The sequence below is a fragment of the Pseudophaeobacter sp. EL27 genome, from assembly GCF_900313025.1.
GTDB lineage: Bacteria > Pseudomonadota > Alphaproteobacteria > Rhodobacterales > Rhodobacteraceae > Pseudophaeobacter.
Window position 1 is genome coordinate 62,791 of sequence record NZ_OMPQ01000011.1, and the last position, 23,796, is coordinate 86,586.

The 23,796-nt window shown below is 57.7% G+C and carries 27 protein-coding genes; 16 read left to right on the forward strand and 11 right to left on the reverse strand.

The genetic code is table 11. The features are described 5' to 3' along the window. The first annotated feature begins 38 nt into the window (after positions 1-38). A complete protein-coding gene (locus ED661_RS12665; RefSeq protein ID WP_122074293.1) occupies positions 39-371 on the forward strand; it encodes a putative quinol monooxygenase in 333 nt (110 codons plus the stop codon). 140 nt (positions 372-511) lie between these two features. Here the strand turns inward: ED661_RS12665 and dapB are convergent, their stop codons facing one another. Next, positions 512-1,321 carry a 4-hydroxy-tetrahydrodipicolinate reductase gene (gene dapB, locus ED661_RS12670; protein WP_122074294.1) on the reverse strand — a complete coding sequence of 270 codons (810 nt, stop codon included), beginning with the start codon at positions 1,319-1,321 and terminating at the stop codon, positions 512-514. 111 nt (positions 1,322-1,432) lie between these two features. On the opposite strand from dapB, the gene rbfA reads away from it, so the two are divergent. Together rbfA and ED661_RS12680 are read left to right on the forward strand one after the other, a co-directional pair. After that, positions 1,433-1,828 carry a 30S ribosome-binding factor RbfA gene (gene rbfA / locus ED661_RS12675; RefSeq protein WP_122074295.1) on the forward strand — a complete coding sequence of 132 codons (396 nt, stop codon included), beginning with the start codon at positions 1,433-1,435 and terminating at the stop codon, positions 1,826-1,828. After that, on the forward strand, positions 1,825-2,568 hold the full coding sequence (locus tag ED661_RS12680; RefSeq protein ID WP_122074296.1) for a phosphodiester glycosidase family protein: 744 nt from the start codon (positions 1,825-1,827) through the stop codon (positions 2,566-2,568). The genes rbfA and ED661_RS12680 overlap by 4 nt, the downstream gene beginning before the upstream one ends. Before the next feature lie 3 nt (positions 2,569-2,571). Here ED661_RS12680 and ED661_RS12685 read toward each other — a convergent pair whose 3' ends face one another. Then, entirely contained in the window at positions 2,572-3,477 is a 906-nt protein-coding gene (locus ED661_RS12685) for a heparin lyase I family protein (RefSeq protein WP_122074297.1), read from the reverse strand. 117 nt (positions 3,478-3,594) lie between these two features. On the opposite strand from ED661_RS12685, the gene truB reads away from it, so the two are divergent. The 5 genes from truB (at position 3,595) to ED661_RS12710 (ending at position 7,298) form a co-directional block, all read left to right on the forward strand. Continuing rightward, positions 3,595-4,509: a tRNA pseudouridine(55) synthase TruB gene (truB, locus tag ED661_RS12690; RefSeq protein WP_122074298.1), complete on the forward strand. Its 915-nt coding sequence runs from the start codon at positions 3,595-3,597 to the stop codon at positions 4,507-4,509. 71 nt (positions 4,510-4,580) lie between these two features. Then, the gene (locus ED661_RS12695) at positions 4,581-5,087 is read left to right on the forward strand and encodes a DUF1643 domain-containing protein (protein WP_122074299.1); all 507 of its coding nucleotides are present in this window, start codon (positions 4,581-4,583) and stop codon (positions 5,085-5,087) included. A 177-nt stretch (positions 5,088-5,264) separates the two neighbouring features. Beyond that, positions 5,265-6,359 carry a calcium-binding protein gene (locus ED661_RS12700; RefSeq protein WP_122074300.1) on the forward strand — a complete coding sequence of 365 codons (1,095 nt, stop codon included), beginning with the start codon at positions 5,265-5,267 and terminating at the stop codon, positions 6,357-6,359. 235 nt (positions 6,360-6,594) lie between these two features. Continuing rightward, a complete protein-coding gene (rpsO, locus tag ED661_RS12705; RefSeq protein ID WP_009810119.1) occupies positions 6,595-6,864 on the forward strand; it encodes a 30S ribosomal protein S15 in 270 nt (89 codons plus the stop codon). A gap of 137 nt (positions 6,865-7,001) precedes the next feature. Next, on the forward strand, positions 7,002-7,298 hold the full coding sequence (locus ED661_RS12710; protein WP_122074301.1) for a DUF6525 family protein: 297 nt from the start codon (positions 7,002-7,004) through the stop codon (positions 7,296-7,298). Here ED661_RS12710 and ED661_RS12715 read toward each other — a convergent pair. Then, positions 7,295-8,644: a pyridoxal-dependent decarboxylase gene (locus ED661_RS12715; RefSeq protein ID WP_122074302.1), complete on the reverse strand. Its 1,350-nt coding sequence runs from the start codon at positions 8,642-8,644 to the stop codon at positions 7,295-7,297. The two genes, ED661_RS12710 and ED661_RS12715, sit on opposite strands and share 4 nt — an antisense overlap. Before the next feature lie 58 nt (positions 8,645-8,702). Between ED661_RS12715 and ED661_RS12720 the strand changes: the two genes are divergently transcribed. Further along, entirely contained in the window at positions 8,703-9,029 is a 327-nt protein-coding gene (locus ED661_RS12720; RefSeq protein WP_122074303.1) for a helix-turn-helix transcriptional regulator, read from the forward strand. On the opposite strand, the gene ED661_RS12725 is transcribed toward ED661_RS12720, so the two are convergent. Continuing rightward, positions 9,026-9,469: a PACE efflux transporter gene (locus tag ED661_RS12725; RefSeq protein ID WP_122074304.1), complete on the reverse strand. Its 444-nt coding sequence runs from the start codon at positions 9,467-9,469 to the stop codon at positions 9,026-9,028. The genes ED661_RS12720 and ED661_RS12725 overlap by 4 nt on opposite strands. Before the next feature lie 44 nt (positions 9,470-9,513). Beyond that, on the reverse strand, positions 9,514-10,638 hold the full coding sequence (locus ED661_RS12730; protein ID WP_122074305.1) for a GGDEF domain-containing protein: 1,125 nt from the start codon (positions 10,636-10,638) through the stop codon (positions 9,514-9,516). 438 nt (positions 10,639-11,076) lie between these two features. On the opposite strand from ED661_RS12730, the gene pnp reads away from it, so the two are divergent. Then, positions 11,077-13,209: a polyribonucleotide nucleotidyltransferase gene (gene pnp, locus ED661_RS12735; RefSeq protein ID WP_122074306.1), complete on the forward strand. Its 2,133-nt coding sequence runs from the start codon at positions 11,077-11,079 to the stop codon at positions 13,207-13,209. Between the two features lie 83 nt (positions 13,210-13,292). Here the strand turns inward: pnp and ED661_RS12740 are convergent, their stop codons facing one another. Continuing rightward, entirely contained in the window at positions 13,293-13,805 is a 513-nt protein-coding gene (locus ED661_RS12740; protein ID WP_122074307.1) for a hypothetical protein, read from the reverse strand. 138 nt (positions 13,806-13,943) lie between these two features. Here ED661_RS12740 and ED661_RS12745 point away from each other — a divergent pair, with 138 nt between their 5' ends. Beyond that, entirely contained in the window at positions 13,944-14,648 is a 705-nt protein-coding gene (locus tag ED661_RS12745; RefSeq protein WP_371412443.1) for a glycosyltransferase family 25 protein, read from the forward strand. A 27-nt stretch (positions 14,649-14,675) separates the two neighbouring features. Here ED661_RS12745 and ED661_RS12750 read toward each other — a convergent pair whose 3' ends face one another. Further along, positions 14,676-15,335 carry an FkbM family methyltransferase gene (locus tag ED661_RS12750; protein ID WP_122074309.1) on the reverse strand — a complete coding sequence of 220 codons (660 nt, stop codon included), beginning with the start codon at positions 15,333-15,335 and terminating at the stop codon, positions 14,676-14,678. Positions 15,336-15,523: 188 nt separating this feature from the next. After that, on the reverse strand, positions 15,524-16,174 hold the full coding sequence (locus ED661_RS12755; RefSeq protein WP_122074310.1) for a peroxiredoxin: 651 nt from the start codon (positions 16,172-16,174) through the stop codon (positions 15,524-15,526). 277 nt (positions 16,175-16,451) lie between these two features. Between ED661_RS12755 and ED661_RS12760 the strand changes: the two genes are divergently transcribed. Further along, a complete protein-coding gene (locus tag ED661_RS12760) occupies positions 16,452-17,891 on the forward strand; it encodes an aldehyde dehydrogenase family protein (protein WP_122074311.1) in 1,440 nt (479 codons plus the stop codon). A 317-nt stretch (positions 17,892-18,208) separates the two neighbouring features. Here ED661_RS12760 and ED661_RS12765 read toward each other — a convergent pair whose 3' ends face one another. Then, positions 18,209-18,646, reverse strand: a complete 438-nt coding sequence (locus tag ED661_RS12765; RefSeq protein ID WP_122074312.1) for a glyoxalase superfamily protein — start codon at positions 18,644-18,646, stop codon at positions 18,209-18,211. 275 nt (positions 18,647-18,921) lie between these two features. On the opposite strand from ED661_RS12765, the gene ED661_RS12770 reads away from it, so the two are divergent. Both ED661_RS12770 and ED661_RS12775 read left to right on the forward strand, forming a co-directional pair. Continuing rightward, positions 18,922-19,446, forward strand: coding sequence for a VOC family protein (locus ED661_RS12770; protein WP_122074313.1), 525 nt, complete (start codon positions 18,922-18,924; stop codon positions 19,444-19,446). Positions 19,447-19,555: 109 nt separating this feature from the next. Then, positions 19,556-20,404 (forward strand): alpha-1,2-fucosyltransferase, encoded by an 849-nt coding sequence (locus ED661_RS12775; protein ID WP_122074314.1) that lies wholly within the window; start codon positions 19,556-19,558, stop codon positions 20,402-20,404. A gap of 31 nt (positions 20,405-20,435) precedes the next feature. Here the strand turns inward: ED661_RS12775 and ED661_RS12780 are convergent, their stop codons facing one another. Beyond that, a complete protein-coding gene (locus tag ED661_RS12780) occupies positions 20,436-21,089 on the reverse strand; it encodes an RluA family pseudouridine synthase (RefSeq protein WP_122074315.1) in 654 nt (217 codons plus the stop codon). Between the two features lie 123 nt (positions 21,090-21,212). On the opposite strand from ED661_RS12780, the gene ED661_RS12785 reads away from it, so the two are divergent. Both ED661_RS12785 and ED661_RS12790 read left to right on the forward strand, forming a co-directional pair. Beyond that, positions 21,213-21,623: a nuclear transport factor 2 family protein gene (locus ED661_RS12785; RefSeq protein ID WP_122074316.1), complete on the forward strand. Its 411-nt coding sequence runs from the start codon at positions 21,213-21,215 to the stop codon at positions 21,621-21,623. Positions 21,624-21,658: 35 nt separating this feature from the next. Then, on the forward strand, positions 21,659-22,369 hold the full coding sequence (locus ED661_RS12790) for an SGNH/GDSL hydrolase family protein (RefSeq protein ID WP_122074317.1): 711 nt from the start codon (positions 21,659-21,661) through the stop codon (positions 22,367-22,369). A 6-nt stretch (positions 22,370-22,375) separates the two neighbouring features. On the opposite strand, the gene rarD is transcribed toward ED661_RS12790, so the two are convergent. Then, positions 22,376-23,281, reverse strand: coding sequence for an EamA family transporter RarD (gene rarD / locus ED661_RS12795; protein ID WP_122074318.1), 906 nt, complete (start codon positions 23,279-23,281; stop codon positions 22,376-22,378). Positions 23,282-23,796: the final 515 nt, after the last annotated feature.

Sequence of the window (23,796 nt, forward strand, 5' to 3'; positions counted from 1 at the left end):
CAACTCATCGCAACCTTTCTACCTAGAGGAGCAAAACCATGATTTTGGAAATGCGCCGCTATACGTTGAACCCCGGCCAGCGCGAGGCCTTTATCCGCTTCTTTGAAGAGGTAAATCGCACCGCCCTGCGCGAGGCCGGCATGTTGGTTTTTGGCCCCATGCGTGATCTCGAAGACCCAAACAAGGTGCATTGGATGCGCGCTTTTGAAAGCCTTGAGCAGCGCGAGACAATCAAACAGGCCTTTTATGACGGGCCGATCTGGACGCAGGAGGTCGAACCCTTGGTGATGCCACTCATCGCCCATTATGAGGCTTCGGTGGTGGAAACCACCGAGGGTTTTGAAGGCTTTGCAGGAACCGCAACTCTCTGATCGCTCCTGAGCAGAAGCGCTTGCGCGACCTCAAACCGCTCTCATCATCTTTCTAAAAATATTCCCGCCGGAGGCACAGGGGCGGCTTTGCCGCCCAACAAAAATGAGCTGCCCCATGGTCTATGGGGCAGCCTGTGGCATTACAGGCCTAGCACATCCAGCATGTCATATTCGCCTGGTGCCTGCTCCAGCCCCCAAAGCGCCGCCTTTACCGCACCACGGGCAAAGATGGCGCGATCCGTTGCCATATGGCGCAGCACAATACGCTCACCAGCGGCGGCAAAAAGCACATCATGTTCGCCGACGATATCGCCGCCGCGTATGGCGCTGAACCCGATGTCCCCCCGTTTGCGTGCGCCGGTGATGCCATCGCGACCAGAATCGGAGACATCCGCCAGGTTCACCCCGCGCCCCTCAGCAGCGGCTTCCCCCAGCATCAGCGCGGTGCCCGAGGGCGCGTCCACCTTGTGGTGGTGATGGGCCTCAATGACTTCGATGTCAAAATCCTCATCCAGAGCCGCGGCAACCTTTTTGGTCAGCTGCACCAGCAGGTTTACTCCCAGGCTCATATTCCCTGCCCGGACCAAAACCGCGTGGCGCGATGCGGGTTCCAGCTGGGCAATCTGCGCTTCCGACATGCCGGTGGTGCCAATCACATGTACCGCCCGCGCCTGTGCCGCCAGTTTTGAAAACGCCAATGTGGCTTCGGGCGATGTAAAATCAATCACCGCCTGCGCTTTGGAGAAAGCCTCCAACGGATCATCGGTGACCACCACCCCAATCTCCGCACCACCCATGGCGGTGCCAAGATCCTGACCAACCCAAGCATGGCCCGCGCGCTCCACCGCGCCCACCAGCCGCGCCTTGTCGCTGTCCAGAACCGTCTTGATCAGCATCTGCCCCATCCGGCCAGAAGCCCCTGTAATCACGATGCCTGGTGTCTCACTCATTGCTGTGGTCCTCGTCTTTGCATGGATGGGTCGCTAAAAAACTCTGCTGGTTTTCTCCTACCCGCTTGGCGGTGACTTGGCAAAGGGCTGGTTTCACCTTAGATCCAAGATATGGCAAAGAACAAATCTCCTGAGGGGCGCGCCCCCTCCCAACGGCAGCTGCGCGTCGGCGAGCTGATCCGCCGGACCCTGTCCGAAGTGCTTTCACGTGGGGAACTGCATGACCCAGAGCTGAACCGCATGTCCATCACCGTGGGCGAAGTCCGGGTCACGCCCGATCTGCGCATCGCCACCGCCTATGTGCTGCCGCTGGGCGGCAAGGGGCAGGAGGATCTGCTGAAGCTGCTGGGCCGCAACAAATGGGAACTGCGCACCCTCGCCGGTAAGAAACTGGGGATGAAATACACCCCGGACCTGCGGTTCCAACTGGATCTCACCTATGACCAGATGGACGCCACCCGGCGGATGTTGGAACAGGACGCGGTACGCCGCGACATCGAGGATTGATCCGCCGGACCCTCATACTGCTGGCAGCCCTCTGGGCCGTGCCAGCGGTTGGGTCCGACAAGGGGGCGGTCAACTGTAGCGACCTCTCCTTTGACGACAATCGCTACACGATCTGCGAAGTAGATGCGTCCCGGGCCCAGTTAAAGCTGTTCTTGCGCGACGACCAGAGCCAGGTCTTTGGCCATTTCTCCAGCATCGAAGAGGCGCTCAAACCTGAGGGCAAAGAGCTGGTCTTTGCCACCAATGCCGGGATGTATCATGCCAATCGCGCGCCTGTTGGTCTGTATATCGAAGACGGCAAGGAAGAGATGCGACTGATTCCCAACGCCGGACCCGGAAACTTTGGCCTGCTGCCCAATGGGGTCTTCTGTCTGCGTCAGGGCCGCGCCGATGTCTTTGAAACGCTGAGTTTTCGCGATTCCGGCACCCACTGCACCTCCGCAACGCAATCGGGGCCAATGCTGGTGATCGACGGTGAATTACATCCGCGGTTTTTACCAAACTCCACCTCCCACTACATCCGCAATGGCGTTGGCACCTCCGCCGATGGCCGCCGGGTGGTCTTTGCCATCTCACGCAACGCTGTGACTTTCCATCAGTTTGGCAGCCTGTTCCGGGATCATCTGAATTTGCCCAGTGCGCTTTACTTTGATGGCAATATCTCGCGGCTGCACGCGCCGCAGATTGGGCGCTCTGACGCCGGGTTCATGATGGGTCCGGTTGTAGGAGTGGTGGAATAACCCCTAGTCCACCGGTGGCACACCCTGTGCTTCTAGCATCCTGACATCCACGTCCTCACGACGCGCTCCTGCTCGAAACTCATCATAATGAATGACATGCGTTGGCAGCCTTACTCCCCAGTCGTATTTGAACGGTGTCGGTGAGGGGCTTTTAGAGCCGCCGTTCTCATGGGTCTGGGCATAGGCCGTGACAGCAGCGGGCGTGCGCCCTTTACTCGCAAGGTAACGGCTGACAAAACTATTGTAGATCCCGTATTTCAATCCCAGCTTGGGCCGCTTGTTGCGAAACTCTGCGGGCATAAAGGGTGTCTTGCGCTGGCAGATCAGCTTGCCATCCTTGAACATCTGGAAATAGACGTTCTGCCCCTGGCGGCCATAATGGGCAAAAATGGCAATATCGTTCCATCGCCCCCGCCACGAAGCCAGAGATCCGATTTTACAGGTCTGCCCATCCGCAAATAGCAGATAAGGATTGTCATTGAGGTTGATGCTCCACATCGGCATCAGCCAGCCTTCGGCCTTGACCTGCCCCAGCATGGTGTTCGCCCGACCCAGGCTGACAAAATCCTTTGGCACCAGAACCGAATAGCCATACCAGACGCCCTGTCCCGGTTTTGAGAAGGCGTTTTTGGGGCGTTCTTTCATTTCCACCCGCCCACGATCCGTACTGCAATCATCCCAACCAGACGATCTGCCACAATCCCCGTGACGAATTTCAAACCTTTGCGCCCTGTCCCCGCGTCGCACAGGCCCTGCAACCATTGCATGACGGTAGCTTTGCCTGTGGGACAGAGTTTCCAAACGGACATTCTTCAACACGGAATTGCGCAGCGGGCGCTCCTTGGTCAAAGCCAATTCAGGTAGCAGGAAAGATGTAACGACAAATAGAGAAAGAAAAACACTACGCATAAAAGAACTCCACAAAATTCAGGTCAGCCTACAGAGCTGCCTTAGTTGGTCAATTACATTTGACACAACAGCATCCCTGAGCTACCCCGCGCGCCTCACAGGAATTTGGGGACGGACATGGCACGCAAACGCAAAGGGCGCGATATTTCTGGTTGGCTGGTGGTGGATAAACCCGCCGGGCTGACCTCTACCGCTGTCGTGAACAAGGTGCGCTGGGCGCTGGAGGCCAAGAAGGCCGGCCATGCAGGCACCCTGGATCCCGAAGCAACCGGCGTGTTGGCCATTGCCCTGGGCGAAGCCACCAAGACCGTTCCCTATATTACCGATGCGCTCAAGGCCTATACCTTTACCGTGCGGCTGGGACAGGCCACCAATACCGATGACGCCGAGGGAGAGGTTATTGCCTCCAGCGATCTGCGCCCTACAGATGACGAAATCAAAGCGGCTCTGTCGCCGTTTATTGGCGAAATCCAGCAGGTGCCGCCCAAGTTCTCAGCGGTGAAAATCGACGGGCAGCGTGCCTATAAACTGGCGCGGGATGGCGATGAGGATTTTGAAATCGCCGCGCGGCCTTTATGGGTCGAAGAGCTGGTTCTGGTAGACCGCCCCGATGCCGACCACGTCGTGCTGGAAATGACCTGCGGAAAAGGCGGTTATGTGCGCTCCATCGCCCGTGATCTCGGCGCTGCTTTGGGCTGCCATGGCCATGTAAAAGTGCTGCGCCGTATCTGGTCCGGACCGTTTGACGCCGCCGATGGGCTGAGCCTCGAGGATGTGCTGCGGATGGAGCGCACCCCCGAGCTCGACACCTATCTGCGTCCGCTGGAAGAAGGCCTGGCAGATCTGCCCGAGCTGAAATGCACGCCGGAAGGCGCGGTGCGGCTGCGCAATGGCAACCCCGGCATGGTTCTGGCATCAGATGTAGAATATGGCGACGAGGCCTGGGCCTCGATTGATGGCAAGGCTGTCGCCGTAGGGATCTACAAGGCGGGTGAATTGCACCCCTCCCGCGTGTTTGTGCAGCCTGGCTGAGCAATTGTCTGGCAGGTTCGCTCATCGCAACGAGGCTTGCCAGACATCACTGGGACTGGCAGGACAGAGCCATGATCACTCGCAGCCATACCAAGGGCGACGCGCCCTCCACCGCGGTCTATTCCGATTGTGAGACTTTTCGCTATAGCCTCACCCGGGTCTGGGAGCCGACGGGCAAGCGGGTGATGTTTGTCATGCTGAACCCCTCCAAGGCGACCGAGATACAGAACGACCCCACCATCGAGCGCTGTGAACGGCGTGCCCGGGCGCTGGGGTTCGGGGGCTTTCAGGCGACCAATATCTTTGCCATTCGCGCCACCGACCCAAAAGTGATGCGCCAGGCTGCGGATCCCGAAGGTCCCGACAACAGGGCGGCGATCCTCACCGGGATGGATTGGGCTGATATGGTGATCTGTGCCTGGGGCACCCATGGGGTCCACCGGGATCAAGGGCCTGCTATTGAAACCCTGCTACGCAACTGCGGCGCGCCTCTGCATCACCTGGGACTCAGCAAACACGGCCACCCCAAACACCCGCTCTATATTGCCTATAGCCAGCAGCCTCTGCTGTGGGATTAATGCATTTTTAACGGTGCAAAAATCACGGTTAACGCTTCAAACCGTTGAAGATCCCAAGGAAAGTCGCATTAACGATGTTCCTGATTTGTTTGGATACAATTAAGCAAAATATGACAAACTGATCATGGATCGGCGCGAAATCTGCGCCACATCCAGGTCAGTTTTGGAGAAGATGCCATGTTATGGTTAGCGGGTCTTTTGGGGCTCATGGGGATTGGCGGTGCCGCCCTGCTGGATTTTGGCGATGATGTGGCGTCAGATGACACCAGCGAGGCCCAATCCACCGGCGGAGGCTCAGATCCAGACTCTATGCCCGATGCCCCAATCACCCCAGCCGATGAATTTCTGGATGGTGCGGCCAGCGGCTCCGATCAGGGGCTGGAGATTTGCGACTTTATTGATGTGGACGGGGGTGACTCCCCTGCGGACAGCGGTTCAGGCGATCTGCCACTCTTTGACGGCGAACAGCTGACTGGATCTGACCAAATAGATATCCTGAGCGGCACCGGAATTGGCGATAGCATTTCCGGGCTGGGCGGGGATGATCAGATCCATGGCTATGCGGGCGGCGACTCCCTCGACGGCGGCGAGGGCGACGACAGGCTGCACGGCGGCAGCGGCACTGACACTCTGACTGGCGGTGAAGGTTCGGACCTGCTGCACGGCGAATACGGCGACGATTCCCTAGGCGGCGGCGCTGGCGACGACAATCTCTTTGGTCACTTTGGCGCCGATACTCTGCTCGGCGGCGCAGGTGATGATCAGGGCCATGGTGGCCAGGGGGATGATTCCCTGAACGGTGGCAGCGGCAATGATGCCTTCCATGGCAATGACGGCAACGACAGCCTTCAAGGCGGTGCCGGCCAGGACAGCCTCTTTGGCGGCGTCGGCAATGATCTGGTCTGGGGCGCCGATGACGGAACGCAGGTGGATTACCTCAATGGCGGCGCTGGCGACGATACTCTGGTTGCAGGCGCCGGAGATATCGTGACGGCGGGCGATGGGGCGGATGAAATCTGGGCCGAGGATCTGACCGGCAGCGGCGCGGCCGTGCAACTGATGGATTTTGACAGCGCCGAGGATCAGCTGGTGGTGTTTTGGAACCCCGATGGCGAGGCAGAGCCTGAGATCTCGATCGAGGCCGACAGCGACGATCCCAGCCAACAGGTCGTGCGCGTCAACGGGTCTGAGGTTCTGCGTCTCACCGGGGCCGAGGGGCTGAGCGCCGACGATATTGCCTTGGTCGATGCGCAACTCAACCTTTCCACCTAGTTTCTGTAGCGCCGCCAGACCCTGCCCGACAGACCTAAAATTGCTCCGGTGACCGCCCCAATGCAGGTCTTTACGCCGCTGATGCAGTTCTCCTTTGCCTTTTCTCCCATTACCGCCTATACGCCCGCATCTGCCTTGGATCTGGCAACAGATTCGCGGCGGTGCTACTCCATGGGCCTGCGCTGGACGACATCCCGGCCTGTGCCATCACTCTAACCTTTTAAAGGAGACCCCGATGTCGATCACAGCTGAAGAAAAAGCACGCCTGATGAAAGAATTCGCAACCAAAGAAGGCGACACCGGTTCGCCCGAAGTACAGGTTGCTATCCTCACCTCGCGCATCAACACCCTGACCGAGCACTTCAAAACCCACAAAAAAGACAACCACGGTCGTCGTGGTCTTTTGAAAATGGTTGCTCTGCGTCGTAAGCTGCTGGACTACACCAAAGGCAAAGATGTGGCCCGTTACCAGGACCTGATCAAACGCCTTGGCATCCGCCGCTAAGAATACCAATCCTTTCTGGATTATCAGCGCCCGCTCAAATCTGAGCGGGCGTTTTTCGTTTCGAATGAACTCGTCGGCTTGCATCAGTTGGGTTCAACATCTAGAAGCGAATGATAGGTTATAACATATGTGAATCCATGCACTCCTCCCCTACCCGCCGCCGCTCCAAACGCAATCTTGGCGAAACCAGCGCAAAACGTCGCAAACGCAGCGAAGATCCCATGCTGGCCTATGATCAATTGCCACGCGATCTTCGACTGTGGATCCAAAGCGCAAAACTGCCCTGGTCCCCCGCCTCCTGCCGCAGAGTCTGGCTCAAGACCAAAGCCAGAGGCGACAGTCTGGAGCAGACCCTGGCCAGCTTGGATCGTGCCGAAGCAGCAACACTAGCACGCGGCGGCAGGTCGAACGGAGTATCCAACTTCCCGGGCTAACCTTTCGCCCCAATCTGGACCAGCAGGTTCATCAATTGGTCCACATGTCGCTCCTCGGTGCGAAACGATGAGAGGCTGATGCGAAAGGCTGGGCGGTCCTGCCAGACCGTGCCACCAAACCACGAGGTACCACTGTTCTGAACTTGCGCCAGAATGGCCTGGGTGGCGGCGTCATCCTGGCCACGGACCAGAACCTGATTGAGCACCACACGATTGAGCACTTCGAACCCTGCCTCATCCAGGGCGGCCACAATGCGGCGGGCCTGTTTATGGTGACGGTGAACCAATTCTGCCACGCCCTCCCGGCCCAGGCTACGTAGGGCTGCCCAGATTGGAATGCCACGCGCGCGGCGGGAAAACTCCAGGGTCAGGTTCTTTTGGGCCTCCGCCGAGGCGGTAGAATAGGCGGCATCACTGTTCATCACCCGCGCCAGCGCCTGCGGTTCCCGGCAGATCGCCATTGCGCCATCATAGGGGGTGTTGAGCCATTTGTGACCATCTGTAGTCCAACTGTCAGCCTGCTCGACCCCCGAGGTCAGATGCCACAATTCCGGCGCCGCACGGGCCCACAGCCCAAAGGCCCCGTCCACATGTACCCAGGCCCCTGCCGCCTTGGCGCGGGGAATGATCGTCGAAAAATCATCAAACTCTCCAGTGTTGACCTCTCCTGCCTGCAACACCAGCAGGGTATTGGCGTCCATTTCAGGCAGCTGATCCGGGATTATCCTCCCCTTGTCATCTACCGGCGCCTTGATCACCCGGTTCCAGCCAAAGCCCAGAACCTGCAGCGCCTTTCGCACGGTGACATGAGTGCTGGCAGGCACCACCACCTTGACCTCTGGAGCGCCACACAACCCGTCATTCACCACATCCCAACCCTGCCGTGCCAACAGATCCGCCCGCGCCGCCGCCAAACAGCTGAGGCCACAAGCAGTGGCAGAGGTGCCAAAGGCCACGGCGCTGCTCCGTGGAAGATCCAGGATCTCCAGCAACCATTTGCTGGCTTGTTTTTCGATGGCATAGGCCGCTGGGCTGCCATCCTCAGTCGAGGCGCATTGATCCCAGGCAATCGCCAGACGTTCCGCCGCCGCAGCGACCGGCAGGCTGGCACCAATAACAAAGCCGAAATAGTTTGGCCCGTTGGAGGCAACAGTCCCGGGAGAGCCAAGATCATCCATCAGCGCGATGGTATCTGCGGCGGGATGACCCTGTTCAGGTAACGCCTCATCAAAACCTGCAAGTGCCGCAATATCCTGATCGGTGGGAAACACCCGGCGCGCATCGGCGCCCGATACATAGTCGCGGGCGCGCCTGTCGGCTTCCTGTAGCAACTGATCCTCGTTCATGGCAGTCTCTCCCAATCCGAATCCATATCGGAAATGATCTATATAGAAGAATGACTATATGAACAAGCCGCTCATCACCCACCTTGCCGCGCTGCGTGCGCTGGCCAATCCACACCGGGTTCAGATCATGGATTGGCTGCTGGACCCTGAAAGCCATTTCCCACCGCAACGCGATGGCGATCTGGTACTGGATGGCGTCTGCGTGGGCTTCATCACCGATAAAGTGGGGCTGAGCCAGCCGACAGTGACCAGCCATATGAAAAGCCTAGAACAGTCCGGGCTGGTGACCTCAAAGAAGATCAAGAACTGGGTGTTTTACAAGGCAAACCCAGCCGCCCTGCAACAAATTGCCGGCAGCTTCACCTCAGCCAGCGAGACGCTTTAGTCCACTGCGGACCCGTTGGGCAGGGGCTGCAACGGGATCGGGAAGATCACATCATAGGCCCAGTTAAAGACAAAGGCATAGACGAGGTAAAAGCCAGCAAAGCCAAGATCCATCATCAGGGCGGTCCACAGGTCGATCTGCAGATACCAGGCAATAAAGGGCAAGAGTACCGCCAGCAGTCCGGCCTCAAACAAGAGCGCATGAACAACGCGCAGCAGCGGCCATTTCCGGCTATGGCCCAGCCAGCGCATCATGGTGCGGTCAAAGCCCAGATTGAACAGATAGTTCCACAGGGTGGCAATTGTCGCCCCGACCAAGGCCACTACGCCGATGGCGTGCATCTCCATACCAAAAGCCCAGGAGCCAATCGGCGTGATTGCCAACAGGCCAATCACTTCAAAACTCACCGCATGGCGGATACGGTCTGCCGTGCTACGCATGACGCGTCCCGAAGTTCCTAATCGTCACGACACTGGTCCCAAGCCTATGATTTCACTGCGACAGGTGTGCGCGGTGATTCCTGATGCTTGTCTTGATACATTTCAGCATCTGCCGAGGCAATAAAGGCATCCACATCCGGGAAATCTTCGGGCCCGGCTGAGACAACTCCGATACTGATCATGACCTTACCCCTAAAATCGTTTTTGACCCGCTCACGAAGCCTGGTGCCAAATTCGGTGGCCGTAGCAATGCCTGCGCCCGGAAGCAGCACGCAGAACTCATCCCCGCCATAGCGAAACGCAGCTTCGGAACTGTTGGCAACCTCACCAATCAGCTCCCCGATCCCCTTCAATATCTGGTCACCTGCAACATGGCCTTGGGTGTCATTGATCAGTTTAAAACCGTCCAAATCAGCAAAAAGAAGGGATAGCCGCCCCTTCCGTCGCTTGGCGGCCTTCAGCTCCTGTGTAACCGAAGCAAAAAACGCCCGCCGATTGCCCAACCCGGTCAGATCATCCATCAGGGCCAGCCTCTCGATCAGCTGCGTCCGCTCAGCCACTTTCTTCTCCAGGGAGCGTGAGTATTCGATCAACTCATTTCTGGCCAATTGAACTTCGGAAACCAGCCCTTGGATATAGGTATCAAAAACAAATTGCAGATCGAATGAAAGCAAACGCCGCAGCGCCTCTGACGGGGCTTCACACTTGTTTGTTTGCGCAATGTGTTTGTTGAGAATGCACTCCAAAACATAAAGAGACGACACATAAAGCTTGGGTGGAACGCCGATGCGGGCATGAACCTTACCGATCCTCAGCCGTGAGTTAACATATTCAGCGCCATAGCTCCCTTGAAACAGGGTGATGATATACTCTCGCATGGCGCTGCGCAGACGTTGCAATGTTTCGGTATCCCCAATCAGAGACCGAATATGGGGCACAGCGGTCTGATTGACGTAGAATTCATCCACCACCGCCTGGGCAATGCGATACGATATCTCATTGAAAGACCTCAGTTCGGTTTCGTCATCCCGGCCAAACCTAAGAAGATCTTTGCGTTCTTGGATATCAATATCTGTGATCCCCAATTGCTCAGCAAGAGACCGCGAGATATTTTCGGTCCCGGGGTCTGAGGCGTTGAATTCCGAAAAGGTTCCTGATCTTGCCAGCATTTCATCACCGTTTCTCCGATGCGATTAGGGATCCATAAAAATCGCATTCCAATTAGGCCCCATGCGCAGCCGAATTTTACCCTCTAACGTGAAGCTATTTTGGAGATACACCTTAAAGGCGGAAAGATGAAAGAAATATTACCAACAATTCACCCTCCCGTCCCTGCATCTAAGCAAGAGCCTCAGCCCCCCATCCAAGGCGACCTTCACAGGCCTCTCACCAATGGGGCTCAGTCTCGCTTACTGGAGATCAGTTTCGCAGCCGGAAGCGCTTTTGCTTTCTTTTGTTGCCGTTCTGCTGTATGGGCGGCCTATCTGAGACACGTGCCTGGCCTCGGCACGCGAAAGCAAGATGTAAGAGGTCGGCGGCAATGGGGCCGCTTTATGCAACGGGAGACCCGGGATCCGCCTGGGAGTGCTCCCATTTAGGATGCTGACATGTTCAACGTTACAAAGAAATCGATGCAGTGGGGCGAAGAAACGCTGACACTGGAAACGGGCAAGGTTGCCCGTCAGGCTGATGGCTCTGTCATCGCCACACTGGGTGAAACCAGCGTTATGGCCAACGTGACTTTTGCGCGTAAGCAAAAGCCAGGTCAGGACTTCTTCCCTCTGACAGTCCACTACCAGGAAAAATACTACGCCGCAGGTAAAGTGCCCGGCGGTTTCTTCAAGCGCGAAGCGCGCCCAACCGAAAAAGAAACACTGACTGCGCGCCTGATCGACCGTCCGATCCGCCCGCTGTTTGTGCCCGGCTTCAAAAACGAAGTTCTGGTGATGTGCACCGTGCTGAGCCACGATCTGGTCAACGACCCGGACATGGTTGCGATGATTGCCGCTTCCGCTGCGCTGACCCTGTCTGGCGCACCGTTCATGGGCCCAATCGCCTGTGCCCGCGTTGGTTTTGAGGATGGTGAATACATCCTGAACCCAACTGTTGACGACATGCAGGACCTGCGCCTGAACCCTGAACAGCGCCTGGATCTGGTTGTTGCCGGTACCAAAGACGCGGTGATGATGGTTGAATCCGAAGCTTACGAGCTGTCGGAAGCAGAAATGCTCGGCGCGGTTAAATTCGCCCATGACGCTTTCCAGCCTGTGATCGACCTGATCATCTCCCTGGCCGAAGAAGCCGCAAACGAGCCCTTCGACTTTGCAGCGCCTGACTACTCGGAACTGTTTGAGGCCGTGAAAGCCGCAGGCGACACCGAGATGCGCGCCGCCTTTGCGATCAGCGACAAGCAAGAGCGCACCAGTGCTGTTGCCGCCGCCCGCGAAACCATCAAGGCAGCCCTGAACGAAGAGCAGCTGGACGACGCCAACCTTGGCTCGGCGATGAAGAAGCTCGAAGCTGGCATCCTGCGTGGCGACGTTGTCAAAACCGGCAAGCGTATCGATGGCCGTGCCACCGATGAGATCCGCGATATCGTTTCCGAGACCGGTATGCTGCCACGGACCCATGGTTCCGCCCTGTTCACCCGTGGGGAAACTCAGGGTCTGGTTGTGACCACTCTGGGCACCGGCGACGACGAGCAGTTTATCGACGCGCTGCACGGCAACTTCAAATCCAACTTCCTGCTGCACTATAACTTCCCTCCCTATTCGGTTGGTGAAGTTGGTCGTGTGGGCGGCCCCGGCCGTCGTGAAATTGGTCACGGTAAGCTGGCATGGCGTGCGCTTCAGGCGGTTCTGCCTGCGGCAACCGACTTCCCCTACACCATCCGCGTGGTTTCCGAGATCACCGAATCCAACGGTTCCTCCTCGATGGCCTCCGTTTGTGGTGGCTCCCTGTCGATGATGGATGCCGGCGTTCCGCTGAAAGCACCGGTTGCCGGTGTTGCCATGGGTCTGATCCTGGAAGACGACGGCTCTTATGCGATCCTGTCCGACATCCTGGGCGACGAAGATCACCTGGGCGACATGGACTTCAAAGTGGCCGGTACCGAAGCAGGGATCACCTCTTTGCAGATGGACATCAAGATCGCAGGCATCACGCCCGAGATCATGGAGAAAGCCCTGGAGCAGGCCAAAGCTGGCCGTATCCACATCCTCGGCGAGATGAACAAAGCGCTGTCCGGCGCTGCGGAATTCTCTGTCCACGCGCCCCGCATCGAGACCATGCAGGTGCCCACCGACAAGATCCGTGAAGTGATCGGTTCCGGTGGTAAGGTCATCCGCGAGATCGTTGAAGTCTCCGGCGCCAAGGTCGACATCAATGACGAAGGCATCATCAAGATCGCATCGCCAAACGGCGACTCGATCAAGAAAGCCTACGACATGATCTATTCGATCGTGGCCGAGCCCGAAGAAGGCAAGATCTACACCGGGAAAGTTGTCAAAATCGTCGACTTTGGGGCCTTCGTGAACTTCTTTGGCAAGCGCGACGGTCTGGTCCACGTATCTCAGATCGAAAACCGCCGCCTGAACCACCCTTCGGATGTTCTGAAGGAAGGTCAGGAAGTGAAAGTGAAGCTCCTGGGCTTTGACGATCGCGGCAAGGTGCGCCTGTCGATGAAGATGATCGACCAGGAAACCGGCGAAGAAATGCAGCCCGAGAAAAAAGAAGACTGATTTTCAGCTTCTGAGGCAGTCAACAGGGCCCCGGTGGAAACGCCGGGGCCTTTCTTTTGGCAGGTAGGCAGCGCCTCACCGCCTCAAGATCCGTCAGCGTCGAGATCCTCTTCCACCATCCAGAGAGTCATTGCGACATCTGCTGCGCCAAGTTCAACAATCCGGTCCCTGTGCATCAACACACCCAACCCGTGCTCCTCATCCCATGCGCAGCTAAACTCATACCCAACATAGGGAATACCGTCATTACTGATCTGGTGAACATTCACGCCGATCAGGTCTATCACCTGAACCAGGTCCTGCATGGTCTCCAGACTTGGCAAATCCTGTATATTTTCCTCAATGTCAAAATCCACAAAAAACTGCTGACGCAGGTCAGGATAGGCCTGGTAGATAGCGGCAAGAACATGGGGCTTTTGCTGCGCCAAATTTCTCTCCACCCAATCCGCAAGAGCCCGCTCATCAGCACGCAAAGGCGATTCATCCCGTCCTTCCGGGGCAAAGGTCAGCAGAATTGCAGTGCCGCCGGTGAATGCGGCCCAATCCTCTGACTGCAGCTGCGCTTGCCAGAAATATCGATCAAAGAAAAACTCCATAATTGCTCCCCGGAAATAGCTGTCTCATCAAAGTTTCCGGCATCTTGTCCGCGCCAATTGCATTCGGCAAGGGCGGGGCACTTGCTTGCGGCCCTTTCGCTGATCGGCAATTCCCGCTAAGCCATTGGCATGCACTCGATGATCATTCATATGCCCGGCAGCAGCAACCGTGCCGCCAATGTGGAACACCTGTTGTTTTCGCTCCCCAAGGCCGAGGTGATCGAGGCCGTGAACGGCCGTGCGGTGGCAGCAGATCTCGCTGAGATCCTGCACCCGGGCGACCTGCACAGACCAAACTACCCCTTCCCGCTCTCCCCCGGAGAGATCGGCTGCTTCCTTTCACATCGGCGCTGTTGGCAACGCATTATCGATGCCGATTGGGACTATGCGCTGATTGTCGAAGACGATCTGGCGCTGGAGCCTCCGCTTTGGCAGGATGCCCTCACGCTGATCGCGCAACAGGCCAGCCAAGAGAGCTTTATCCGCCTGCCCGCCAAACACCGGGAGATGCCAGCCTTACAAGTCAGCCAGCAGGGCGAAAGCAAACTGTTCCTGCCCAAGATGATCGGCCTGCAAACCGTCGCCCAGGTGGTGGGGCGCGCCGCTGCGAGGAGACTGCTGACAGCAACGGAGCATCTGGACCGGCCGGTTGATACCTTTTTGCAGATGCACTGGGTGCATGGGCAACCGATCCAGACGATCCTGCCCAATGGGGTGTCAGAACAGACAGAGGCGTTGGGTGGATCAACCATTCAAAAGCGCAAAACTGGCAGCAAGCTGAGCCGCGAATTCAAACGCGCGCTTTACCGTGCCCAAGTGTCTGCACGACCTCAAAAAGCCTGAGCCAGGCAGAGCGGGACCGGGTTGCGTTTATTTCCGGCGCCATTCCTCCCAGACAAAGGTATAACACCAGACGCAGGCATGGGTTGCTTCGAGCTTTTCCCGAATGGCATCCCGCTGGAGGCTCCAGGAGGGATCAAAAAGATGAAACTGCACCTGAAGGCGTTTGATGCGATCAATCAACCCGTCGTTAATCAAACCAGGCAACAGGTCATATTCGCCGCCCTCGATATTGATCTTTACCAGATCAACCTCCTGCAGATCTGATGCCGCGAAGAAATCCGCAACAGAGCGCACCTCCGCCGTATAGGTCTGCCCCGGTTTTGCTCCAAAGGCGGATGATGCATCCGCAGAATCGCTCAGCTCTAGCTGACCCGGCTTTGATCCAATGGCGCACTCATGGATTGTGATATTTGAGTTGTCGGAAAATTTGTGGCGCAGCTCTTTCGCAAACTCCGGATGAGGCTCAAAAACGTGAATTATGGCCGAGGGACGAGTGGCAAGGACAACGTCACTCCACCCGCCTTCGTAACCGCCGATATCCAGAACCACAGGCTGATCGGGCAGATCATCATAAGTCAATAAATGGCTATCCGAGGCTTTATCAGCCTTCCAGGCCTTCATCGCCTTGTGCAGAGGAGCCTTCCACGGGTTCCGTTTGAGATCGATCCAACGCTTAAGAGATGCCACCTGTTTTCCTCTTCCCGATCATTTAGAGCCACACCAAACCGGATAAGCATTTTTGCGACCAATGCCAACCAAACAGACGCCCGCAGAGCGCGGAGCACAGGTATCGGCGACCCAAACCACAGATGGGCGGGTCATCCAACAGATGGCTGACCCGCCCATTTTGTTCACTAGGTTTCTAGCACAGTGCCCTAGGTTGGCGCTTTGGTTTTGCGCAGATAGGGGAAGATGGTCTCAAACTCGCCAAACTTCGCCTTGGCATCCTCGTTGGACACCGTTGGTGGAATGATAACGTCCTCACCCGGCACCCAGTTCGCAGGGGTGGCAACACCCTTGCCGGACATCTGCAACCCGTCCAGCGCGCGCAGGATTTCGGCAAAGTTGCGGCCCACGGTCATTGGATAGGTCATCGACAGTTTCAGCTGCTTGTCGGGCCCAATGATAAAGACCGACCGCACAGTGGCACTGTCAGCAGGGGTGCGGCCATCGGGCAGATAGGCTTCGGCGGGCAGCATGTCAAAAGCTTTGGAAACCGCCAGGCCTTCGTCCGCGATGATGGGGAAACCAGCGGCGGCATTGCCGTATTTCTCGATGTCGCCTTTCCATTTCTTGTGGTCTTCAACACCGTCGACGGAAACGCCGATCACCTTGGTGCCGCGCTTGGCCCATTCGTCGTTCAGCTGCGCAACAGCCGAAAACTCGGTGGTGCAGACCGGGGTGAAATCCTTGGGGTGAGAAAACAGAATCGCCCAGCTGTCGCCGATCCAATCGTGAAAGCTGATCTCTCCCTGGTCGGTATCAGCTGTGAAATTTGGAACTACATCATTAATACGCAAACCCATGACGGTCTCCTTTTCCTGTCAAATCGCGCCTCCGAAATCGGGGGCCTATCGCTATGCCGCAACGTTACAGTCCCATTTAGGAATGGCTAGCCCAAAAGACAATGTGCCTGGCCAATTGACCAGATCCCCGCCGATCCCAGTAGGCCGCAGCTTTCGCCTCAAATAATTTGATCAAATTATTGCACAAGACCGCTTGCCCCTCCGGAACCTCAGTGACACACTGTTGCCTGACTTCCGGCCTGCGCGTCGGATTCTGCGTCTGAACAGGAGACCGGACATGATTGAAAAACGCGACTTTTACATCAACGGTGCGTGGGTTGCCCCCGCACAGGCAAATGACTTTGAGGTAATTGACCCCTCAACCGAAGAGGCCTGCGCGGTGATTTCGCTTGGCGACAAAGCAGATACCGATGCTGCCGTTGCCGCCGCCAAGGCCGCGCTGCCAGGCTGGATGGCCACGCCGGTCGCTGAGCGTCTTGCCCTGGTTGAGAAGCTGATCGAGATCTATGGCAAGCGCAGCGAAGAGATGGCCCAGGCCATGTCCGCAGAGATGGGTGCGCCCATTGATATGGCCCGCAGCCAGCAGGTTGGCGCTGGTAGCTATCACCTGCAAAACTTCATCCGTGCCGCCAAGGCCTATGAATTTGACGCGCCACTTGGCGACCACGCGCCCAATGACCGCATCATCCACGAGGCTGTGGGCGTTGCCGCGCTGATCACTCCCTGGAACTGGCCCATGAACCAGGTGACGCTGAAGGTCGGCGCCGCTGCCGTAGCAGGCTGCACCATGGTTCTGAAACCCTCCGAGCAAAGCCCGCTCAACGCCATGCTCTTTGCCGAGATGATGGATGAGGCTGGCTTCCCCAAGGGTGTGTTCAACCTGGTGAACGGCGACGGTGTGGGCGTTGGCTCGCAGCTGACCGCGCATCCGGATGTGGATATGGTCTCCTTCACCGGGTCAACCCGCGCGGGTACCGCGATTTCCAAATCGGCAGCCGAAACCCTGAAAAAGGTACATCTGGAACTCGGCGGCAAAGGTGCCAACGTGATCTTTGAAGATGCCGATGAGAAAGCTGTGAAGCGTGGTGTGCTGCACATGATGAACAACACCGGCCAGAGCTGTAATGCGCCAAGCCGTATGTTGGTTCAAAAAGGCATCTACGATCAGGCCGTTGCCACTGCGGCCGAGGTTGCCTCCAAGGTCACCGTTCGTCCCGCCTCCGAGGAAGGCCGCCATATTGGCCCCGTGGTGAATGAGCTGCAGTGGAACAAGATCCAGGATCTGATCCAGAAGGGCATCGACGAGGGCGCCAAGCTGGTTGCCGGTGGTACTGGTCGTCCTGATGGGTTGAACAAGGGTTTCTATGTGAAGCCCACGGTCTTTGCCGATGCCAACAATCAGATGATCGTGGCCCGTGAAGAGATCTTTGGCCCGGTACTGACGATGATCCCCTTTGAAACCGAAGAGGAAGCCATCGAGATCGCCAATGACACCCCCTATGGTCTGACCAACTATGTGCAGACCCAGGACAGCGCCCGTGCCAATCGTATGGCCCGTGTGCTGCGTTCCGGCATGGTTGAAATCAACGGCAAGTCCCGCAGTGCGGGCTCGCCCTTTGGCGGCATGAAACAGTCCGGCAATGGTCGCGAAGGCGGCAGCTGGGGTATCGAGGATTTCCTCGAAGTGAAGGCCGTCGGCGGCTGGACACCAGAATAAAGCCTGTCTCGTCAGAGACAGACACTATTGAAAGGTCGCCCTCCGGGCGGCCTTTCTTTTTGCCTTTCCTTAGGCTTTGTCCCTCGGCTGATTACCCAGAACAAAGGGTCTGAAATCAGGCAAGGGCGCTCTCCCGCGTCCCGCCATTGTCCTGGCTAACGCCAGAACAGTGGCGGATCTTGGGCCGGGCGCCGCGCTAAAGCGCGGCGCCCGGCCCAAAGGGAGGAGAGCTTTCGCCAGAAAATCTCCGACGTGCGGGAGCGCTCCCTTTTCTGCGCAGCACTCCGGCTCAAACATCAGGAGAACTGTGAGTGCCCTCAGGCAGGCCCTTCCACAATCAGTTGCGGCACCCCATCCGAAGTCTTCTGTACAGAACACCCATCCCAACCAATCACCCCTTTGACCCGCTGACGCAGGCTCGAGAAACTCTCGAACCGCACCACATCAACCGGGGTATCAAAATGCAGAGTAATCTGGCGGTTTTCTCCATCTCCCATCAAGGAAAGCCCGCGCAGCTCGCCAGTAAAGGCCTGGCCCAGGTAGCGTCCACGTACCCGGTCCCCAACCCGCAGCTGCAACCGATTGCCAGCCCGTGCCTGCAGGGTGTTCCAATCCCGCGCACCATATTGCTGCGCCACCAGTTCCAAGGACTTGGAATGGCCCACATCAACACCACTGTTGTGTAATTTCTGTCGCAGGCGCTTTGCCTGCAGCTTCAACGCTTCCGTTGAAGGTACATTCGAAAAATCAGTCATCTGTTTTCGTCCCAATAAGGGCACGCAATTCACGATGGGAGCCACATTGCCATCCAGCGCGCCAATATTCTGAGCGATAGATGTCGTCTTGATCTTTTCAGGGTTTCACCATGACCCTCAAAGAGGGTTGCGGCAGGCAGGAGACCCAAACCTGACGCCTCGCTTACGGCAGTTCCCCCGATTCCGTCAAGCCTCATGTCCGGCACAAACACCACTTGACCTAAAGCCGGGTTTAGAAAGCACAGTGACAACTCCCCTCAAGCAAAGGCCTCAAGATGACTTCACATGATCTCCAAAACCCTGCCCCCCAAAAGCCGCAAAATCAGATCTCCGGGACAATCGACGGGCTCTATGAGACACATCTTCCGGTCGCCGATCTCCCCCGCTCCCGTGCTTTTTATCAGGATATCCTTGGTCTGACCCTGGCCCATGAGCTGCCCCAGCGCCGGGTGGAATTCTACTGGGTCGGTAGCCCGGACAGTGCCATGCTGGGCCTCTGGGAGACGGGCAGCGCGCCACTTGGCATGCAGCTGCATTTTGCCTTTCGCATGGCAGCGGCAGATATTCACAGGCTCTGTGACCAGCTCAGCCAGCGCGGCATTCAGCCCTTGGGGCTGATCGGAGAAAAGATCACCGAGCCCACCGTCATCGGTTGGATGCCTGCCCTATCGGTCTATTGCAAAGATCCCGATGGCCACTCAATCGAGTTCATCGCCAAACTGCCAGAACCGCCAGATCTGGGTTTCAGTCACGGCCCCTATAGCCGTTGGCAGCAGCGGGACAACAGCTCCCGCCCATAGTGTTTCGCACGCGAAACACCTGGTTGCCGCAGCAACTGGTCATGGGGTCAAAAGCACTCTATGCAGAGCAGACACCTGCAATTGTCTGCCATCTGATAAGGAACCCGCCATGATCACTGCCCGTCTGCACGGTCGTCTCGGCAATCAGATGTTTCAATATGCGGCAGCCCGGGCGCTAGCACATCGGCTGCAAACCACCGTGGCGCTGGACAGCCGTGGTGCTGAACTGCGCGGAGAAGGGGTTCTCACGCGGGTTTTTGATCTCGACCTCGCGCCTGCCACCAAGCTACCGCCGCTCAAACAGCAGGCACCGCTGCGTTATGCGCTCTGGCGCGGGCTTGGGCTGGCACCGCAGTTTCGCCGCGAACGGGGGCTTGGCTATAATCCCGCCTTTGAGACCTGGAGAGACGACAGCTACCTGCATGGCTATTGGCAAAGCGAGAAATACTTCGACGGTATCGCGGATCTGATCCGCACGGCCTTCACGTTCCCCGCCTTCAGCAATAGTCAAAATGCCGAAATGGCCGCGCGCATTGCTGCCGGGCCTGCAATTTCCCTGCATGTGCGGCGCGGTGACTATGTGGCATTGGCGGCCCATGTGCTTTGTGATCAGGCCTATTATGAGGCCGCCCTTGCCCGCATTCTCGATGACCTGCCTGGTGCGGCGCCAACCGTCTATGTCTTCTCGGATGATCCCGATTGGGCCAAGGCCAATCTGCCACTGCCCTGCGATAAGGTGGTTGTCGATTTCAACGGGCCGGAAACCGATTTTGAAGACATGCGCCTGATGAGCCTGTGCAATCACAACATCATCGGAAACAGCTCGTTTTCCTGGTGGGCTGCCTGGCTCAACCGAAATGATCAAAAACGGGTGGCAGGGCCAACCAACTGGTTTGGCGACCCGAAACTCAGCAACCCGGATATTCTGCCCAGCGAGTGGCTAAAGGTCACGGCCTAGGCCGGACGGCGCCAACAGAGCCATTGAGCTTTCAGAACGGCGCTTTGGCGCGGAACTTCATCGATTCACCACTGTCCGGGTGCTTGATCCGCAATTCCTCTGAATGCAGCATCATCCGAGGGTATTCGCGCGCATCGCCGCTGGCATAAAGCGGATCCCCCAGGATCGCATGACCCAGCGCCATCATATGCACCCTGAGCTGATGCGTCCGCCCGGTCTTTGGGACCAACCGTACACGGGTCTCCCCCTCCCCGTATTTCACCACGCGATACTCCGTGACAGAGGCTTTGCCGGTGTCATGACAGACCATCTGCCGCGGGCGATTGGGCCAATCCACGATCAGCGGCAGATCAACCTCTCCGGCACGGGGTTCCAGATGCCCGGTCAGGCGTGCAACATAGGCTTTGCGCGTGGTCCGTTTTTCAAACTGCATCGACAGATGCCGCTGTGCATGGGGCGTCACCCCAAAGACCAGAATGCCCGAGGTATCCCGATCCAACCGATGCACCAGCAGCGCCTCAGGAAAGGCGGCCTGCACCCGGCTCAGCAGGCAATCGGCCAGGTGTTCACCGCGCCCCGGCACGCTGAGCAAGCCGGCCGGTTTGTTCACCACCAGAATCTGAGCGTCATGATGCAGAATCTCCAGCGGATCCTGCGGCGGGGTATAGTCACTTGATACAGCCATGAGCGCCTGCCTACTGCGCCTTGCGACCCACGGCAAGTTCCCGTGACGTCGTGCTTGCCGAGATTGGGGAGGAAACGCAGAGTTCAGCTCAGCAATCATAATAGACGTTCAGGGAGAGAGACCATGCACCCAACCATTCTCAACATGCAGGAAGTTGTTGCCAAAGGCGACGAAGAGGCCATTCTGGAATTGCTGGCCGAAGATGTGACCTTCCTGCCGCCCACCTACTGGAAGACCTGGACAGGCCGTGAGCCCGTGGCCGCAGTATTGGGCCATGTTGGCAAGATCTTCTCGGAGTTTCGCTATCGCCGCATCATGGGCGAGGGCAAGGACTGGGCGATGGAATTCCAATGCAAGGTGGGGGATCTCGACACCGTGGGCGTTGATCTGATTACCCTGAATGACGCGGGGTTGATCCAGAACTTTGAGGTGGTCATGCGCCCTTACAAAACAATTGGCGCCCTGCGCGATGCCATCAATGCGCGGGTGATGACCGATGCCCGCTTTTTGGAATTCCGCAAATCCCTGAGCTGACGCGAAAACGCCCCAATAAGGACTGCTGCTGTCTCATGCTGGGCATCGACCAAATTCTGCGTCTGCCACTGCTGCCGTTGCTTCTGCTTCAGGGCATTTCGGTACGACGGCAGGCCCTGATCCTACCAGAACCGCGCGGGGCTCGGCAGGGCCGACAAGGGGACGGGCCCGCGCTGCGCCTGTTGATTGCCGGCGACAGTTCCGCCGCCGGGGTTGGTGTTGAACAACAGACGCAGGCGCTGAGCGGTCAATTGGCGGCTCAGCTGGCATCCGCCTTTGAGGTGCAGTGGCAGCTGGAGGCCACCACAGGCCATAAAACCAGCGATACCATTGGCCGGCTCGCGGCCCTGCCCAAACAGCGTTTTGATGTGGTTGCCCTGGCGCTTGGCGTCAATGACGTGACCTCCGGCACCTCGCGGAAACAGTTTGCCAGACAGCAGAACCAGCTGATGCAGCTTCTGAACGATCGCTTTGCGCCAGACCTGATTCTGGTCAGTGGGGTGCCACAGATGCAGCACTTCCCGGCCCTCCCGCAGCCCCTGGCCTGGGTTTTGGGACGACAAGCTGCCCGGCTCGACGGGGTGCTGATCGCACAGGCCCAAGCGTACAGCACTGTGGTTCACTTCCCTTTTGAACTGCCCCGTGATCCCGCTCTGGCGGCCCGGGATGGCTATCACCCCAGCGCCCAGGCCTATCAGCTATGGGCCGAGATTCTGGCCTACCAGATCAAGGAGCATTTCACCTGATCTCACCTAGGTCGCCGCCTTGGAGCCCCTGCGGATCTGCCGGATCAGCGGGATCGAATAGATCACCAGCGCCGCCCAGATCATCGGGAAAGCGATCATTCTGGCACGGCCAAACTCTTCGCCAAAGACAAAGACCGCGATCAGGAAGATCATCGTTGGCGCGATATATTGCAGAATTCCGATGGTCGAGAGCCGCAGCAGTTTAGCACCATTGGCATAGACAATCAGCGGCACCGCCGTCACCAGCCCGCAGCCCATCAAGAGCCAGATGTCCGCGCCGTGAAAATGTGTCCCGCCAGTCGCTGACTGATAGACCAGATAGCCCAACGCCGGCGGTGTCAGGATCAGAACTTCGAGCATAAAGCCCTGATTGGGACCAACCGGCAGCTGTTTCTTGAAGAAGGCATAAAACCCCCAGCTCAGCGTCAGTGCAATTGCCACCCAGGGTAACCGCCCGGCCTCGATGGTCAAAACCACCACTGCGGCAGCCGCCAGGGCAATGGCCACCAGCTGGGTCGGTGCCAGCCGCTCGCGCAGCAACAGGGCCCCCAGGGCGATACTGAACAGCGGGTTGATGTAGTAGCCAAGGGCTGCATCCAGCGCATGGCCAGAAGCAATCGACCAGACATAGATCCCCCAGTTTACCGAGATCAATGCCGCCGTAACACAGGCCATGCCTAGGGTGCGCGGGCTTTTGAGCGCGGCGCGCAGATCCTTGGTTCGCCCCAGCAAGATCAACAACAACCCCGCCACCGGCACCGACCAAAGCACCCGGTGCGCCACCACCTCAGCCGCCGGAATATGCGCCACCAGCTTCATATACAGCGGCAGAAACCCCCATAGGACATAGGCAGAAATGGCAAATGCCAACCCCTGCGGGGTGTCGACATTCTCACGCGGTATCTGGGTCATCTCGGCTCTCCTCTGACGCGCCTTTATGGCAGCTCAGGCAAAAAGAAGAAGTACAGTTTCTGTTACAGCCCCATCACCGTTGCTGATGGGAGGAGCGGATAGGCCTACAGTCTGGCTGGCTCGGGGGCTGGGTGCTCCATACCAGAACCTGCAGGCGGCCCTCCGACATCAACGCCGTCTACCGCCTCGCAGCAGGATTTGAAGAACATGTCTGCTATTTTTGGCGAGTTTCAGGACCTATTTGCCTATCCCGAAACTCGCCGAGATTCTTCAAAATGAGCGACTTTGAATGTCTCACGAACATTTATCGGCGTCACGAACAACCGTGGGGCATCCTACAATAATGTAGGGCCGAACATAAACTTGCACTGTGTCGGCGCTTTTATTGAGGAAATTTCATCTTCATATCGCTAACTTTGCACTCAATCTTGACCATAACTTTGCACCCAATTTTGGCGGCTTTCCAAGCGTTGCTAACGTTCGTGATCTGCGCATCCCAAAGGAAGCGAACGGCC